Here is a 17,472-nt window from a genome sequence, read left to right as displayed (position 1 = left end):
AAGAAACTCATCTCCTCTTATAGCCAACGCTTTATTTTGAAGAACCAGTAGGTCGCTGCAGCACTTAGAAGCATGAGCACCAAAGACCAAGGATAGCCATACTGCCAATGTATCTCGGGTATCAGGTCGAAGTTCATGCCATATGTGCTGGCGATTAATGTTGGAGGAAGAAATACGACGGCAGCAACTGAGAAGATTTTGCTTATTTTATTTTGCTGTAAACTGGTGAATCCCATCGCGGCATCCATCAAGAAATTTAGCTTCTCAAACAGAAACTGACTATGGGGTATTAACGATTCAGTATCTGATAGCATGTTATTGATCTCTTTAATCTCGGCACCTGACAACTTATCGTAATAATCTCGCTGCATATATTTCAGTGCTCTTTGTGTATCGAGCAAATTTAAGCGAATCTTCCCGTTTGAATCCTCTTTTATGGTGATCAGTTTAAACACCTCATCTATGCAGTCTTTATCAAAAACTTCATGGCCAACGTTTTCCAAAGCACTGTAGATCTCCTCAATAAGATCGGCTAAATGGTCGACCTTCATTTTAAAAAGCTGAATAAACAACTGCTGTGGTGTACACAAAGGGGCGCGGACTTTTTCAATTTCTTTTAATAATGAAATGATTAACTGCTCATCATCATCTCGCATAGTGATCAATAGCGTTTCCCTGAGATTAAAATACACATTTACAGAGGTGATCGTTGTCCCTGATCTTTGATTGAATAGCGCATTTATATGCAAACCATCGCTATTTATATAAAAACGAGAAGAGGCTTCGATTTCATTCCTATCTTCCCGATTAGGCACGTCCTCGATGGAAAAGCTTGATAGCCATAGCCTTTCAGCTTCGGTAGGTTGATAAAGGTCTAACCAAATACTTGCGTCCGGTATAGGGTCATCAACCGTAAGAACCCTAGATGTGATTAGGTGATTTTTATAGCAATAGGCAGTGATCATGTTGACCCCATAGCAAAAGAGTAAGTGTTAGTTCGAGTCGATTACTAAAATATTAGTCCATGATTGCAAAGGTAAAGCGCCTAAATAGCCAATTGATTTTGAGCCAAACAAAGCGCGGCCATGCTTTACTGTTGAAATAAGTTGATGGCGCAAAATGAGCTGTACGTTAAATGCGACAAATTGAGTTATGACAAAATGGCTAGGATGATTAGAAGTGAAACGCTAAAAATGATTCTGCAAAAGATTTCGCTGCAAAAGGGTGTCTTTTGTGGCTACATCTGATAGATTTGAAACAACTGTTTAAATCTAATGTTTAAGAGCCCTATATGAACCCTTATAACGCCCCATTAGCCGAGATGCGCTTCTTGCTTGAAAAAGTGTTTGATGCCCCACAAACTTGGTCTGAAATGCCTGCAATGGCTGAGTCTGTTGATATGGATACAGCCGCGGCTATTTTGGATGAAGCAGACAAGATTAGCCGAGAACTGATTCATCCTATTAACCGCAGTGGCGATGAGCAAGGCGTTCGTCATGAAGCTGATAAGGTGATCACACCTGATGGCTATAAAGCGGTATATGACCAGTATGCTGAAGGGGGCTGGGTAGGGTTATGTGGTGATCCTGAGTTCGGAGGCATGGGAATGCCAAAGATGCTCGGAGTGCTTGTCGATGAGATGGCCTATAGTGCATGTAATGCCTTTACCCTTTATGGCTCATTAACCGCAGGTGCTGCGCTTGCTATCCATGCCCATGGCAGCGATGAAATTAAAGAGCAATATTTGCCAATGATGTACAGCGGCCAGTGGGCTGGTGCTATGGATATGACTGAGCCACAAGCGGGTTCAGATCTGCGTAACATTCGCACTAAGGCTGTACCGAACGAAGATGGCAGTTATAAGATCTCCGGCAGCAAGATTTTCATTACCGGTGGCGATCATGACTTAACTGAAAACGTGATCCATCTGGTATTAGCTAAGCTACCGAACACCTCTGGGATCTCGCTGTTTTTAGTGCCGAAAATAAAAGTTAACCCAGACAATAGCCTAGGCGAAACAAACGGCGTCACAGTTGGCTCTATTGAGCATAAGATGGGACTAAAAGGCTCGGCAACGTGCGTGATGAACTTCGATGACGCTGAAGGGTATCTCATCGGTAAGCCAAACCGTGGCCTAGTTTGTATGTTTACCATGATGAATTACGAACGTTTAGCCATTGGTATTCAAGGCTTAGGTACCTCACAAGCGGCCTATCAAATGGCGGCTGACTACGCTAAAGAGCGAGTGCAGGGCGTAGCTGCAGGTGGTTCTCCTACGGGTGCAAGTAGCGATCCCATCTTAGTTCATGGTGATGTCAGACGTATGTTGCTGACCATTAGAAGCTTGACTGAAGCTGGCCGCGCATTATCGGTTTATACCGGACAGCAATTGGATCTAGCCAAATATTCACAGGATGCGGAGCTAAAGGCTAAGGCTAGTCGTTACATGGGGCTGCTAACCCCTGTATCAAAAGCTTTCCTAAGCGACCGAGGTTTAGATGCGGCGATTATGGCACAACAAGTATTTGGTGGTCATGGCTATATTCGTGAAACCGGTATCGAGCAATTGGTACGCGATACCCGAATTGCACAGATCTATGAAGGTACTAATGGTATTCAGGCGATAGACTTCTTAGGCCGTAAAGTGACAGGCGATAACCTAGCCGCCCTTTCTGAGTTTGTTGCCGAGCAAGTGGCCAATATTAATTCTTACAGCCATGTTAGTGAAGCAGATAAGGCTAGAGTGCTGGGCTTACTAGAGCAGTTACTGGTTGTGGCTAAACAGATCAACGATAACAAGCTCACACAACCCGCGCTTATTAATGCTTGTGCGGTCGATTATCTCGACGCATTCGGTTATAGCCTATATGGCTGTTTCTGGTTAGCTATGTGTGATGCCGCCCATGACCATGAAGATGACAATTTTAAGCAACAAAAAGCGCACCTGAGTCGTTTCTACTTTGATAAGCTCATTGCCAAAGCGGATTATCATCTCTCTCAGGTTAGCAAAGGGGATGGCTGCATCATGCAGATGGATGCGAGTCTGTTCTAAACCACTCCTAGCGCTTAGTCGTAAAAAAACGCCACTTTATAAAAAGTGGCGTTTTTATTTATGCCGCTAAAATAGGGGCTGAGTTTGTATGGCGGCGCTCATCAGCCCAAATCAGGTTGCGATGTTAACTAAGGTTGAGCCTTTTGAATCATAGATTGTAAGAACAACACATTAAACGGCGATAACTCACTCTTTTTTACCGCAGGGCTATGACCGTTTTCTAAGATCACAAATGATTTGCTAAGCTCGCTACCTTCTTTAATGAAGCCTGCTAAGTTGGCAACCCCCATCATAGAACCTGTTTTAGCGAGTACCGCGCCTTTAAGGGGAGGCGTTGTATAACCACTGCGATATTCTAAGGTACCGCTATGGCCAGCAACAGGGAGTTGTTCGATTAAGAAGTTTAGCTCTTTATGTTGCTTGATAAGTAACAGAACTTGGGTTAACTGCTCGGCACTCAACAAGTTGTAGCGCGACAGACCTGAACCATCGACGATATTTGCGCTTTCAAGCTCAACGCCAAGCTCCATTAAAATCTGCTTCATCGCAGCGCTGCCATTGATAAATGAACCAGGCACGCCATAAATTTGTTGGCCTAGGCGCTTTAGCAGGCTATCTGCAATTAAGTTATCAGATTTTAGTAACATAGTGTCAGTTAGAGCTGAAAGCGGCTTAGACTCATGTTCAGCAAGCAGTAGTGTATTTGCTGGTCGCTTACTGGTTAATAGCACCTTACCTTTAATAGTAATCCCCAAATTAGCCAGCATATTGGTTACGCTGTTTTGGGCGTAAAGAGCTGGATCAGAGATGGCGATCGCAAGTTTTAATGGTTTCTGTCCGGCGTGACATCCCGATAGTAAAAACTGGTTATTAGATTGGCGTTGTAGGCTTAATTCACAAAAAGGGATATCACCTGTCTTGTCGAATACGGCGGTATTGGAAATAGTGACCGGTTCAAACTGGCTGAAGGAGAGTTTGGTCTTATTATTGGCTAGTGTCGGTGAAAGCTTAGCTTTAACGCAGTTTTGGTTAAGAATATAGCGAGAAACAGGGGCGGCATAACAGATCCCTAAATCATCCCAAACCCAGCCTGGCGCTTGAAGTGTCTCTTGCTGATCGCCAACCAAGTAAACGTTACCATCGATATGCTCAAGACCTTGCTTTTGCAACTGCTTAAATAGTTGCCTAAGGTCGCTTACTGTCAGCGTGGGGTCACCATCGAATCGAACAAATAGATCGCCCTCAATGCGCCTGTTTTGAATACCGACAAATGCATCGATCTGAGTGCTGAACTTAAAGTCTCTTCCTAGTGCGGTTGTCGCTGCTACGGCGGTCAATAGTTTCATTGTGCTGGCAGGGACGAATAATCGTTCCGCATCTTTACGGTATTCGTTATCTGTGGCCGGCTTGGCTTGCCCCTCGATCCCTAGTGCTCTGACCACAATGCCTGTCTGGGAAGTCTTAGGCTCGATGACTTTGACGATGTTGGCCAAGTAGTCATTAGACTGAGCCGAAGCCGAAAAGATCAGTAAACCAAGCGAGAGAGTGGTAATCAAACGTTTATGCAAAAGTGTGTCCTTATATCCTTGTAATAGTTAACGCCATATTAATCTTTACCATTAGGCTCATCTTTTTCCATCAAGCGATATAGCCTTAATGTCACAAATAGCACTAAACCAAAAAACAGCGGTAACACCAGCATGCCTAACTGAGCTTTAAAGTGAAAAATACTCCATGCGCCTAGGAGCACAACCAATAGGGTAACTAGCGTCTTAATATTCATCAATATCATCCAAAACGTAAAAAATCTGGCTCATTTTACCAAAACTCGACCACTTTTTCAGTGACAATAGCGACAAACCAAGGCGCCGTTATGGGGAAAAAGCGTGATTGATTATCTAGGTTTGAGTGATTAAATATTTGGCTAACAGGGCAAGAAGCCAGCTAAAACTGGCTCTAGAGACCGTTATTAACAGAAAAACCTTGCTCAAACTGACTTAAATCGGTAATTTCTATGCCCTTATCTAGGAGGATCTTTATGCCACATATAAGAGTCAGCGGGTTACCAGAAACGGCGGTTGCCACACTGAGTAGCAGTTTACTTGAGGCATTAGCCGATATCTGTCAGGCAAAACCAGAGTCTTTCATCCTCGATTGGATAAACAGCAATAGCTATCGTGATGGTGAACAGATCAAAGATATTGCTCAGGTCGAGGTGTTATGGTTTCCAAAAGATCCTGAAACACACCATCGTGCACAGCAGGTTATCCGTGAAGCCTTATTAAAGGTTTATCCGGGGCTACAACATGTAATTGTCATGTTTAGAGAGCTTGAACCTAGCACTTATTACAAAGATGGTCAGCACTATTAAGGAGAGAGCCTTGCTGAGTAAGCTAGGTGGCATACCGCTACAACCAGATTCGCTTTCTTGGCTATTAACGCCGAAAGCGTTAAAAGCTGAATTGTTATCTCGAATTGCAAGCGCAACGCATTCTATTTATATCGCAGCACTCTATTTAGAAGATGATGAAGCAGGTAGAGAAATTCTAGCTGCATTAATAGAGGCTAAAAACCAGAATCCACAGCTCGATGTTAAAGTCCTTGTGGATTTTCACCGCGCTCGTCGTGGTCTTATCGGCCATAAAGGCGACAGTGGTAATTACTTTATGTATCGCAAAGTTATCGAGGCTGCAGAGCATCCCATCGATATCTTAGGCGTGCCAGTTAAGTCACGCGAATTTATGGGCGTGTTACACCTTAAGGGCTTCGTTATTGATGATAGCGTGATCTTTAGTGGTGCGAGCTTAAACAACATCTATTTGCACCAAGATGATAAGTATCGTTTCGACCGTTACCATGTGATTGAGTCAGCCGAGCTTGCCCAAAGCATGCGCGAAATGATCCAGCAGTATCTTGTGAATGACGTCGCCGTTACATCATTAACACAACCGAAAGAAACCGAACGTCTGCCGGCCAAAATTGAGATCACTGGCCTTAAACATCGTTTATCTAAGGCTGAGTATAAGTTTCAAGAGACTCGGTTCGGTAATCGTGTCACGCCATTAATGGGGCTTGGGCGTAAGAAGAACAAGTTAAACAAGGTGATCGTTGCTATGGTTGAGGAGTCACAAGACTCACTCTTTATCTGCACTCCCTATTTTAACCCGCCTTATATCTTGGTTCGAGCGTTAACTAAGCATCTTCGTAAGGGCAAGAAGATAGATATCGTTGTTGGCGATAAAACGTCAAACGACTTTTATATTCCACCAGAGGAAGAGTTTTCAACCATTGGTGCGCTCCCATATATGTATGAGCAGTCGTTAAGAAAATTTGCTAAGCGTCAGCAGTGGGCGATTGAAAATGGCCAGTTAAATATTCACCTGTGGAAAGATGGCCGTAATAGTTTCCATTTGAAAGGGATCAGTGCCGATAGTAATCGCCATTTGATCACAGGTAGTAACTTGAATCCTAGAGCCTGGGCACTGGATTTAGAAAACGGGTTATTGCTTCAAGATGAAAGCGAATGCTGGAAAGAGCAGTTTGAGCACGAGCAGGCGCATATTCTCGAGCACACCGAACGCTTGTATCATTATAGTCAGATCGAGACCTTACAAAACTATCCTGCGCCGGTACGTAAGCTTATGAAGCGTATTAAGCGTTTGAAAGCAGACTTTCTGTTAAGACGTATACTTTAAGTCTGTCGATTGACTAACGATTAAAAGCCTACCGATGAGTAGGCTTTTTCTTTAACTGGCTCAGCCAGCGTAGATATTATTAGGTTTTAGCCAAAATGACTTTGCCAAAGCACGCGGTTCACCGCTTGTATGAATATAGAAAAGCCATCTCCTCACGCCCCTTCACGGCAAGAGGTAAGAATGTGATCCGCTGTCAGTCTTGCTTATTGGCGGAAAAATTCTGTACCTGTAGTTATCGTAAGCCAAACGAGAGTAACTTGGCGTTTATGTTGATCATGTATGACGATGAGGTATTAAAGCCCAGTAATAGCGGCCGCCTAATTGCTGATGTTGTGCCTGACACCCACGCCTTTATCTGGTCTCGCAGCGAGCCTAATCGTAAAATGCTGGAGATCATCAAGGATCCACGCTATCAGCCCTATGTGATTTTTCCGTCTGAGTATGCCGTTGAGGGCCAAGCTGTCGTTGAACGTATCGAACCATCGATGATTACACAGGGCAAGACGCCTCTGCTTATCGTACTCGATGGCAGCTGGCGTGAAGCGATTAAGATGTTTAAAAAGAGCGAATACCTGCATGGGTTTCCACTGTTTTCTTTCTCGCCTGAGTCGACAGCTTCCTATGCCTTAAGAAAAGGTGCTCGAGATTTTCAACTCGGCACGGCCGAGGTGGCGGCATTAGCTTTAGCTGCAGCTGGAGAGATGAAAAACGCCGAGGTGTTAGAGGCCTGGTTTGCACTTTTTGTCGAGTCTTCCTTACATGGCCGTAGCCGTAATAATCGTGAAGAGTCGGCGTTGCAGCGGTTAAAGCAAGAGTACTTCGATGCCTGTAAAAAGCCATCAGATAGCACGAGTTAATCTAATAAATCAAAGCGTTGAATCTGCTGTTATTTGCGTTATGCTTAATATTCGTAATCGAATGGATAGGGGTAGCGGATGGGATCAGCAAAGGTATTACTTTATTTAGGTAAGCCTCATCGCTTTGTCTTTGCCTCTACACTTGGCTTGGTTTGCTTGTCTAATATGATGATACAACACGCTAATACGAGTCCAGATGAGATAGGCTCTGGCATAGCCGAGATAAGTTTACCTAGCGCCCAATTAGGCTCAATTGTTGATGTTTTAACCAGCTCACTTCTACTGGCAAAAAGCCGTTATCACGCTGGGCTTGTCTGCCAAGAGAAAGGTTGGGAGTTCTGTGCGCGCTGGGCGCAATCGAGACGCAGCCCCAGAAGCCGGATAGCCTAGCTATCTGTTTGCCCCCTTTTTATTTGCAAACGCGTACTCAGTCATTTACCTAAGGTGCGCTTGGTTTAAATGTTCGTCGTTAGTGAGTCGAAGCCAGTGGAGGCTCGCGCCTCCATGTGACCCGTCTCTATAACAGGTTGTCTATCAGGTACTTTTACCCATTAAAAACGCCAGTTCTGCAACATTATTCACCTGCATCTTTTGCATCACTTTTTGACGGTGTAACTCTAATGTTCGTTGGGCGATGTTAAGTTCGGCGGCAATCACTTTATTGAGCTTGCCTTCCAAGACCTTTTCCATCACCTCATACTCTCTTGGTGTGAGTGTTTTGAGTTTTTCACTTAACGCTTCGCGCTCGACTTTACGCTGCATATTGAGCTTTGTCTGTATTTCCGCCTGTTCAAGCAGGGCTACTAGCTTGTCTCCGTCTACCGGTTTCTCAAGAAAGTCTAAAGCGCCTTTCTGTATCGCCTGCACGGCCATGGCAATGTTTCCGTGGCCGCTTAACATGATGATGGCAATAGGGCTGTTGGTTTTAGTCAGGTGGCTGAGTAGGGCGCTGCCATCCATGCCGGGCATCTGCACATCCAAAATCGCAATACCTTCACTTTGAAGTTCAGCTTGATTTAAAAAACTATCTGCGGACAAAAAGCCCTGTGGCTGATAGCCAAGACCGTTTAGCATCCAGGTTAACGAGTCTAAAACCGCTTGGTCATCGTCAACTAGATATAGATTACTCAATTTATGTCTCCTTTATCGGTAAGGTGATCGTGATTGTTAAGCCCGTTTTGCTTGCATCACTATCGCGATTATTTCTCGCAACGATTTCACCATTATGCTCTTCGATGATCCTCTTACAGATAATCATTCCAAGGCCTAAGCCATGTTCTTTAGACGTTTCAAACGGGAAGAATAACCGCTCCAATGCAGTTTCACTTAAGCCTGTGCCATTGTCTGTAAATACAATAGAAGCCTGCTGTGCTTGCTTTGAGAGCGTTATAGATAGGCTAGGAACAGGGCTCTTATCCATAGCATCAATGGCGTTACGTATGATATTAACAAACACCTGCTGAAGAAGGCTCGGATCCGCGGTTAACTTAACCGTTTCGCTGGTAAAGATAGGCGTGAGTTGCATACGTGCAAACTCAGCCCCCATGAGGGCCAATGTTTCTTCTAAAACCTGATTTAAACTACACTCGCTCATCACGCTGGGCTGTTGGCAGAAGTGTCTAAAGCGTTTAATGGTTGATTGCGCGCGGTCAACTTGTTGAATTGCTTTGTTCATAGCATCCTTTAAGTCGCTCTGTTCTTCGGACAGGCGATAGATACACCCTTGAGTTAGATAGCGGATCCCTGCTAAAGGTTGGTTTAGCTCGTGGGCGATACCAGATGCCATCTCACCGGTTAACAATACTCGCTGAGCCTTATAGAACTGTTTTGTCTGTTCCAGTAACGCTTTTTGTGTTTGGGTGTGCTCAAGGACTTCCGCTTGCAGAGCGCGTGTGCGTAGTACCACTAGGCGCTTTACTCTTAGGTGGTGGATATACCCCAGCAACAAGAAGATGGCTATGGCCACGCCCCAAGGTAGTGCGGTTCGAAAAATCGAGGTCCAGTTAGTAACAAATGGCCATCGGCGTAACTGTTTTAGTAACTTAAATACATGACTGTCGTTAACCGTTGCCGACCAAGAGTCGTAGCGGCCGATAATTGCTGCCTGTTCTGAAGGTTTGATGCTTAAGAGAGAGCGGATAACATCGGTAGCGACTCGGTGGTCTGTTTTACCAAGCTTGGAGAATGAGTAATAGGGATAGAGCTGGCTAGAGGTTTGACAGTGGAATGTCTCATTTGGCTTAGTTAACACGACCTTTAAGCTGTTTGGGGCGATATCGCCATTATTTATCGCATTCTCAAGGACACAAGTTGGCAGTATTGCGATGTCGGCATCGCCATTAACAACCAGCGATAGCAGCTTTTGCTGGGGGAAGCCAACAAACGAGATCGTTTTAAAATCATTAAAGGGGTTTAAATCGTTATGAGCCATTTCGCCGGCAAAAATTTGAAAACCACCGAACGCTTGCTTATCGGTGGAAACGGCTCTGAGTGCTTTTAAATCATCGAAACTATTTACCTGTTGTTCTTGGCGAGTGATTAAAGCCGAACCTACTGCATGGGTTGGTTGGTTGTTTCCCTTTGGCACGAGTGTCAGTAGGCTGGTGGTACCAAAATCTTTCTTATAACTCACACCTGTTAGCGCATTGGTAATTAAAAAGTCTAACTTGCCCTGGGCTACCTTAGAGTCGAGTTCACTTGGCGTTAAGGCAATGAGCTCGAAGGGTCTATTGAGATCGGCAGAAATTTTATCGATCGTTGGTTGCCAACGTTTAGCGACGTTGTCGGGGTGGGTAAAGGCAAGTACTCCCACTCGAATGGTTTCAAGTTGTTGTGCATAGCTATAACAAGCTATAAAGCAAGAGAGTATAAGGCAGCTAATGGTGGTTAACGGGCGAAGTTTGGCTATCATCATCGAGTACAAGAAAGAAACACCTTGATATTATGACTCCATTATAGATAAAAGTAGTGGTAAACACAGGTGCTCAGTGAAGCGTGTCACAGATTTTTTAGTCCTGCGGAAAACCACTACATCATAAGTAATTAATGCTCGTTTATAATAAATAAGCAGTAGCTATATATTACCACTAGCTGTTAACTCAATAATTAATTAACTACCCATTCCTTTTAATTAAATGCCTTTCTATATTTGTTAAAGTCATTACTCTCTACTTTGTCTCCTTGCTCATTTAAAAACCAAGTTGCTTCTACATCGTCATGACTATTTGCATACGCCATAGCCTTATCTAAAGGCATCAGAAACAGAGCCGTCGAAATAATATCTGCGTAGAGTTGATTATTATTCATCACTATCGTTGTCGATATACCTTTATCCTTTGGGTACAGGGTTTTGGGGTTAATTATATGGTGGTACTCTTTACCATTGACGCGGTAATATCTTAGGTAGTTACCACTCGATACCACAGTAATATCTTTTCCCGTTATTACTTCATGGTATTGCTCTTCAAAGGTCTGGCATCGGCTAAGTGAATTTTGATATTTTTTACAGATGGGGTCTTCAACGGCCGTCACAAACGTTCGCCCTTGTGGATGAATGCCATAATGGCGAATATTTCCACCAGCATTGATCATAAAGTTTTTTATGCCATCTTTTTTTAACTGCATGTACACTTTTTCAGCCATCCAGCCCTTGGCTATCCCACCGAGATCTATACTCATCCCCTCCTGCATCTGTATCGTGTTTCGCTCTGTATCTAGTTTGATATTGTTTATATTAATTAATGACTTAGCCTTGTTCAATTCAGCGGCGCTTGGAATGTCGCATCTGTCTTGGAGCTTACGTTCTCCAACGCATTGTGCTCTGTAACCGCGCCAAAGTTGTATTACCGGCGACAGAGCGATATTAAAATAGCCATCGGTTTTGTCATGCCAATCTATGCTCTGTTTGATTAATTGGGTCAGTTTTGGATCGATGTCGTGTTGCTTCTGTGGCGCATTATTAATGCTTTTGATATTTGTAACATGGGGGTAAGTACTGTAGTTTGACGCAAGATAATGGTACTCCTGTATAACATTTAGTGCGTTACAAAGCGCCAATTTTAAATTGATATTGTCTGTATCATAAACATCAATACTAATAGAAGTACCAAAGTATTTAAGAGTGGTTAAGTTTGTTACATCCTTGCTTGTGGTAATAATGGCATTCCCTTCGCATTGGTATGGGTTACCTTTGGTATCAACATTAATAACTTTAAAGTCGGGTGCTGGTGGTAGGTTTGTTAAAAGTTCTGACGCAGCTTGCGGTGAGTTGTTATTTACGAAGTTTATCGTTTCTGCGCTAGTGGCATTGGTTGCTGTTAGTAAAAATAATATTGGGTAAATTCGTTTCATAATAATATATGGTCATCGCGTTATTTTTAAANATTGGTATGTGTTACCTTTGGTATCAACATTAATAACTTTAAAGTCGGGTGCTGGTGGTAGGTTTGTTAAAAGTTCTGACGCAGCTTGCGGTGAGTTGTTATTTACGAAGTTTATCGTTTCTGCGCTAGTGGCATTGGTTGCTGTTAGTAAAAATAATATTGGGTAAATTCGTTTCATAATAATATATGGTCATCGCGTTATTTTTAAATAAATAACATAATCAGGTGAATTCGTAATAATTTGCGGTTATTTGTGTTAACTGCGTCAAATTAATTAAAACTCCATTACGGCATTGCGGTTTTCCGCAATTGTTAAGAATTTAAAACCTTTTATTCTGGCTTCAATGAAAAAAAACGTGAAGGCAGACATTATGAAACGCTTAAAAATCTTCAATAAAACGCTAGTAAGTAGCGCAGTACTATTTGCGACAATGACCTTAGCAGGTTGTTCAACCACGGTAGAGCAGGGTAAATATACAGACGGCATTCATGACGTCTCAGCTAAAGGTAAGAAGGGACTAATTACGCTAACGGTAGAGGTTAAAAATGGTCATATTGTTGATATTAAGACCAAATCTCATAATGAAACCGAGTCTCTGTATCTAAACGCCGAGCGTTTACTTTCAAAGATCGTTGCGAATAACGGCCACGAAGGTATTGACGCCGTATCGGGTGCAACTTTCTCATCTAACGGTATTTTAGAGGCGGTTAATAGCGTTCCTCGCCGAGACGGAAGTCAGCCTGCCTATGTCGCAGTAGGCTCAAAGGAGGAATCCGGCGATGAAGACTTCAAGCTTAAGTGGTCAATTCAACCTCAGCTAGGTTTGCTTAAGGGAGATTACTACTACGAGGAGGCTCGATTCCGTCAGGGCCATATGGGAAGTGTCGCCATTGTTACCGATAGCAATAACGCCGAAGACGTGATTTTTGCAGAGTTTAACGAAAGCGGGCGCCCAAACTACTATACCCGTCTTTACCAAGACGTGCCTAAGCGCATGTCTGAATACAATTTTTCAATGGGCAAGAAGAAAGGCACTGCTTGGGTACAATCATCCTTGACCATGGAAAAGCTTATGGTTGAGCAAGACAAGTTGACGTTTGACTTAAATCCGGATTATGACCCATCGCTACGCAATAAGTTAAAAGAACCGAATAGATTGAAGTATGCCGGTATCGACGTGGTTGCAGGTGCATCTAACAGTATCCAGCAATCTATGGTTCCGCTGACAGCTAAAATACATGCCCAGATTAATGGTGATGGTACAAAACAAAGATTCTATCAGAACGCTGAAAAGCTGGTTGATGCAAAAGGTAACTGGACTGGTATCACTGCCATGCTGCGAATCGTCGTGGATACCGAGACCAAGCAAATAGTAAAAGCTCATTATGATGAGATCTTTGCCGATGAGAAGGCTCAGATTAAGGATGCATCCTTAAAGAAATTCTATCGCCAGTCTAAGTATGAATCTATCAACTATGTTGAGCCTTCACGAATTGGTTTCAATGTGATGATCGATGGCTTGAATACCCACCTACAACAGGGCGGCTCGCTATTTATCATCGATGATCTGCCAGCCACCGGTGATACCGGAAGCTATGCAGCGACAGGTTTCACTAAGCGTTCAAACTCTTGGGATAACTACTTGAAGCAAGCGGAAATCTTGTATCAAGAGATGCGTCAAGACGGAATGATCAACGAACACAAGAAAAAGTAATCCTGCTCTAGCGGCCGACTCCCTATCGCCATAGAGCGCCGGAGTCGTCTGCCTTTCAAATTATTAAAGTATTAAGAGAGAAGATGATGAAAACAATTAAATTAACTTTGCTCGCTGCGGCCGTATTAGCTTCACCAAGTGTAATGGCTGATGCCTATAAATTCTATGGTCGCATTGATTATTCTGTTACTCACTCAGATAGCGGTAGCGCTACCCATAGCGGTAAAAGTGGCACTATTTTAGAAAATAACTGGAGTCGTTTAGGTGTCAAAGGTAATGCGGCGCTTAATGAAGACTTCACTGTTTTCTATCAAATCGAAGTGGGAGTTAATGGCGCGACGGAAGGTAAGAATAATAATCCTTTTTCTGCTCGTCCTACCTTCTTAGGTATTAAGCACTCTACTGTAGGTCAACTTGCAGCGGGCCGTATCGACCCAGTGTTTAAGATGGCTAAGGGTACATCTGATGCGATGGATATGTACTCAATGAAACACGATCGTCTATTTGCTGGTGATAAGCGTTGGGGCGACTCTTTAGAATATAAAACCGTTAAATGGAACAAGCTACAATTTGGCGCAAGTTACATTTTAGAAGATAACTACTACGGTGAAGACGATGCGCGCCGTGATAACGGAAACTACCAGGTTGCATTAACCTATGGCGATAAGTTATTCAAAACGGGTGATCTGTATCTAGCGGCTGCTTACACCGATGGTGTTGAAGATATCAAAGGTGTGCGCCTCGTTGCTCAATACAAATATAACAACTTAATGCTTGGTTCTATGTACCAAAGCTCGGAAATTGTTAATCCAAACTTAGACAACTGGCAGCAACGTGATGGTGATGGTTTTATCGTGAGCGCTAAGTATCAGATCGATAAGCTAACACTAAAGGCTCAATACGGTCAGGATGATTCAGGCACAGGTAAAATTGCTGGCCGAGTTTATGACAAATTAGGCGCAGCGGCGACAGAGGTTCCTGAGGTATCGCAGTGGGCAATTGGCGCTGAATATCGCCTGTCAAAATCCACTCGTATACATACAGAGTTAGGCCAGTTTGATGTAAAACAATACTCAGATTTTGATGATACGATTGCGAGTATTGGCTTCAGAATCGACTTCTAACCAGCGTTTAAACCTCTATTTTCATTTCTAGTTTTACGATTTGCCCCCTAGGAGCGTATAAGGATATACGCTCTGCCCAATTCAGAATTATCTATTAATTTATTCATACACTCTCGTTTTATCTATTCACTATTTTGATTGGATAAGCAGTTTGGTTAAAAATATCTCGGGATTATATTTTAAAATATGCATTTTTATGCGAAATAGTGCGTACGTATGTTGTCACTAAAATTGGTACATCTACGAATAATTTAAACACTATTGGTATAAATGAATGGTTAAAAATTGATAATTTCTAAAGCCGATTTAAAGGCACTAAAGATTGTTTAAGACCCTATATGAGAGCTAGGAAGGAGAGCCTCTGTGTGAACTTAATACAAGAGATCGGCTCTGTATTATGGCGTAGCCTTATAGTAGATAAGCGAGTTGCAATGGTGCAAAGTATAACGATTTTTACGTTTATATCATCTCAACACTCTTCTGAATCTAGTCGTTGTTTAATGCAAACTCCTGTATCATAGGCCGTCATTTATCTCTTTAGAGCATTAGCGCATTGCAAGTTTCCCCATCATCGGCAGACGATTTCATCGCGCCTCCCTGTCTTGAAGAGATCACCATACTGTTTCAAGATGAACACCTTTTGTTGATCAATAAGCCATCAGGTCTACTTTCTTTATCGGGAAAAAATCCTGCAAATCTTGATTCCGTTCATTACCGTCTTGTTAAGGATTTCCCCGGTTGTACCTTAGTTCATCGCTTAGATTTGGGGACTTCCGGCATTATGGTGATAGCGAGAAACAAACAAATTAATGCGCTCTTGTGTAAGCAATTTAGTGAACGTACGGTATTAAAAACCTATACTGCGTTATTACTTGGTAAGCTTAGCAAAGATGACGGATTTATCGATGCGCCGATTGCGAAAGATAAGCCCAACTTTCCGTTGATGAAGATCTGTGAAAAAGAGGGCAAAGCAGCCCGCTCTTTGTACCGTGTTTTAGCTTTAGAATCTTATTCTGGCCTTGACGATAATGCTGCGCTTTCTAGCTCGAATGAAAAAGCGAATGACCATTTGCTAGCAGTTACTAGAGTCGAGTTTGTTCCAGAAACAGGCCGAACCCATCAACTACGGATCCATAGTGATTACTTCGGCCATCCGATTATTGGCTGTGATCTTTATGGCTCCGAGATCTCTTACCGACTCGCACCAAGATTGATGTTACATGCGACTCGGCTTGAATTTGATCATCCCATCACTGGAGAGAGAGTCTTTGCAAATAGCCTCTGTCCCTTTTAATCCTTTGGCTTTAAGTAATGCCTCAATGATCTCGGATCTGTATGCCCGGTTCTTGCCATGATATAGAGATGGTCTTTATCATTTTCATGGAGCTGGGTGACGCATCCACTTCGTAAACTGTGCGCACCATAGAATCGGGAGTTGAGTCCTGCCTTGTAACAGTATTTTTTTATCATCTGATAAATGTCGTCACCCTTTAAGAAACCTTTGCCCATTTTGGCTTGAGTGATCTGGTAATCCCGAATCGAATTCCCATCTCGACTCAGGGAACGGAAGAGGTGACCCTGTTTTATCTTAGTGGCATCGAGCCATTGTTGAACCGCTTCATAGGCAGAAAATAGCTCCTGTTTAGGAAGATCTTTCCATTCTCTTTGCCCTTGTTGATTACTTTTAGAATAGGGCACACGTACTTTTAGCTTCTCTCTCAAGAAACTAATATGTTCGACTCTTATCTCTGCCAATTCTGAACGTCGAAAACCACCTTGTAATCCGAGCTGTAAAATGGCTTTGTCTCGTAATCGGGTTAACTCTTGTGGTTGTTGATCGACCACTGCCAGTAACATTTCCAACTCATCATAGGTGATCGGTTGCTGATCATAGTCGGAGATCTGACGGTATTGATTACGCATAAGGCCGCGCATCACCCTGATCACATGGGGGTGTTCAGTTGGCGAATGATATCCAGCTTGGATATGGAAAAAACGTATTGCTGCCAAACGGGTATTAATAGTTTGTTTAGATAGCTGGTGGCCACTTTTCTCCTGATAGATTTCTTTTTGATGACCGATAAAAGAAATAACGCTTCTAGGATCGGCGGGCAGGGCACTGAGATTATGTTGTTCACAATAACTGCTAAATATAGAGAAACTGGAACGATAGACTCGGCGGGTGTTGTTTGAGATCTCATATTGAGTCTCGCTAGCAGCACTCTTGTAGTCATCCAAGATCGAGATGGGAAGTTGCTGTTCTTGGAAAAATTTTTCGTTGGGGTTATTCGGATCGCGTTGTCCATTATGACCATTTGATAAGCCGGCGCTAAATTGACCTAAAGCCTGCTCTTGTTCATTACAAGCACCTACTGGCTTAGGAAATTGTTGTTCCGAGTTCATTGATCCTCACTAGCCTATAATCTACAAAAGTGACGTTAAATCCATCATTTAATGCCGAGTATTCTACTTAAAAACCCTTATCGCTACCAGTGATAATCGTCATTATCACTGGTAGCGATGTTCTTTGATAGTGTTGATGATTTTACGAACACTATTTGAGCGCAGAGCTTGCTAGTTGCTTTAGTATTAAGCAAAATTAACATGTTGAATATTAGTGCTATTTTTAAATTAAACAGTACAAAGC

The 17,472-nt window shown here is 43.0% G+C and carries 15 protein-coding genes; 8 read left to right on the top strand and 7 right to left on the bottom strand.

Annotated features, from left to right (window positions below):
• Positions 1-17: 17 nt before the first annotated feature.
• On the bottom strand, positions 18-965 hold the full coding sequence (gene corA / locus L1D44_RS13030) for a magnesium/cobalt transporter CorA (RefSeq protein ID WP_239891249.1): 948 nt from the start codon (positions 963-965) through the stop codon (positions 18-20).
• A 326-nt stretch (positions 966-1,291) separates the two neighbouring features.
• On the opposite strand from corA, the gene L1D44_RS13025 reads away from it, so the two are divergent.
• Positions 1,292-3,052 carry an acyl-CoA dehydrogenase family protein gene (locus tag L1D44_RS13025; RefSeq protein WP_239891247.1) on the top strand — a complete coding sequence of 587 codons (1,761 nt, stop codon included), beginning with the start codon at positions 1,292-1,294 and terminating at the stop codon, positions 3,050-3,052.
• A 128-nt stretch (positions 3,053-3,180) separates the two neighbouring features.
• Here the strand turns inward: L1D44_RS13025 and dacB are convergent, their stop codons facing one another.
• On the bottom strand, positions 3,181-4,620 hold the full coding sequence (gene dacB, locus L1D44_RS13020) for a D-alanyl-D-alanine carboxypeptidase/D-alanyl-D-alanine-endopeptidase (RefSeq protein WP_239891245.1): 1,440 nt from the start codon (positions 4,618-4,620) through the stop codon (positions 3,181-3,183).
• A 38-nt stretch (positions 4,621-4,658) separates the two neighbouring features.
• A complete protein-coding gene (locus L1D44_RS13015; RefSeq protein ID WP_220769225.1) occupies positions 4,659-4,835 on the bottom strand; it encodes a hypothetical protein in 177 nt (58 codons plus the stop codon).
• A 255-nt stretch (positions 4,836-5,090) separates the two neighbouring features.
• Between L1D44_RS13015 and L1D44_RS13010 the strand changes: the two genes are divergently transcribed.
• The 4 genes from L1D44_RS13010 to L1D44_RS12995 all read left to right on the top strand — a co-directional run bounded on the left by L1D44_RS13010 (position 5,091) and on the right by L1D44_RS12995 (position 7,994).
• Complete coding sequence (locus L1D44_RS13010) at positions 5,091-5,423, top strand: DUF1904 family protein (RefSeq protein ID WP_239891243.1); 333 nt, start codon at positions 5,091-5,093, stop codon at positions 5,421-5,423.
• A gap of 10 nt (positions 5,424-5,433) precedes the next feature.
• Positions 5,434-6,747, top strand: a complete 1,314-nt coding sequence (pssA, locus tag L1D44_RS13005) for a CDP-diacylglycerol--serine O-phosphatidyltransferase (protein WP_239891241.1) — start codon at positions 5,434-5,436, stop codon at positions 6,745-6,747.
• Positions 6,748-6,842: 95 nt separating this feature from the next.
• Positions 6,843-7,604 carry a DTW domain-containing protein gene (locus L1D44_RS13000; RefSeq protein ID WP_239891239.1) on the top strand — a complete coding sequence of 254 codons (762 nt, stop codon included), beginning with the start codon at positions 6,843-6,845 and terminating at the stop codon, positions 7,602-7,604.
• 78 nt (positions 7,605-7,682) lie between these two features.
• Positions 7,683-7,994 carry a hypothetical protein gene (locus tag L1D44_RS12995; RefSeq protein ID WP_239891237.1) on the top strand — a complete coding sequence of 104 codons (312 nt, stop codon included), beginning with the start codon at positions 7,683-7,685 and terminating at the stop codon, positions 7,992-7,994.
• A gap of 144 nt (positions 7,995-8,138) precedes the next feature.
• Here L1D44_RS12995 and L1D44_RS12990 read toward each other — a convergent pair whose 3' ends face one another.
• From L1D44_RS12990 to L1D44_RS12980, 3 genes are all read right to left on the bottom strand, one after another.
• Positions 8,139-8,735 (bottom strand): response regulator, encoded by a 597-nt coding sequence (locus L1D44_RS12990; protein ID WP_239891235.1) that lies wholly within the window; start codon positions 8,733-8,735, stop codon positions 8,139-8,141.
• A 1-nt stretch (position 8,736) separates the two neighbouring features.
• The gene (locus L1D44_RS12985) at positions 8,737-10,518 is read right to left on the bottom strand and encodes a PhnD/SsuA/transferrin family substrate-binding protein (protein WP_239891346.1); all 1,782 of its coding nucleotides are present in this window, start codon (positions 10,516-10,518) and stop codon (positions 8,737-8,739) included.
• A gap of 212 nt (positions 10,519-10,730) precedes the next feature.
• Positions 10,731-11,954, bottom strand: a complete 1,224-nt coding sequence (locus tag L1D44_RS12980; protein WP_239891234.1) for an FAD:protein FMN transferase — start codon at positions 11,952-11,954, stop codon at positions 10,731-10,733.
• A gap of 403 nt (positions 11,955-12,357) precedes the next feature.
• On the opposite strand from L1D44_RS12980, the gene L1D44_RS12975 reads away from it, so the two are divergent.
• The 3 genes from L1D44_RS12975 (at position 12,358) to L1D44_RS12965 (ending at position 16,119) form a co-directional block, all read left to right on the top strand.
• The gene (locus L1D44_RS12975; RefSeq protein ID WP_239891232.1) at positions 12,358-13,701 is read left to right on the top strand and encodes an FMN-binding protein; all 1,344 of its coding nucleotides are present in this window, start codon (positions 12,358-12,360) and stop codon (positions 13,699-13,701) included.
• Between the two features lie 83 nt (positions 13,702-13,784).
• Complete coding sequence (locus L1D44_RS12970; protein ID WP_239891230.1) at positions 13,785-14,825, top strand: porin; 1,041 nt, start codon at positions 13,785-13,787, stop codon at positions 14,823-14,825.
• A 544-nt stretch (positions 14,826-15,369) separates the two neighbouring features.
• Positions 15,370-16,119, top strand: coding sequence for an RluA family pseudouridine synthase (locus L1D44_RS12965; RefSeq protein ID WP_239891344.1), 750 nt, complete (start codon positions 15,370-15,372; stop codon positions 16,117-16,119).
• Here the strand turns inward: L1D44_RS12965 and L1D44_RS12960 are convergent.
• Positions 16,116-17,228, bottom strand: a complete 1,113-nt coding sequence (locus tag L1D44_RS12960; protein WP_239891228.1) for a tyrosine-type recombinase/integrase — start codon at positions 17,226-17,228, stop codon at positions 16,116-16,118. The two genes, L1D44_RS12965 and L1D44_RS12960, sit on opposite strands and share 4 nt — an antisense overlap.
• Positions 17,229-17,472 lie beyond the last annotated feature (244 nt).

It is taken from the genome of Shewanella sp. Isolate13 (assembly GCF_022398325.1).
Taxonomy (GTDB): domain Bacteria; phylum Pseudomonadota; class Gammaproteobacteria; order Enterobacterales; family Shewanellaceae; genus Shewanella.
The sequence above is the reverse complement of the archived record's forward strand: the minus strand, read 5'-3'. Positions and strand labels throughout refer to the sequence as shown.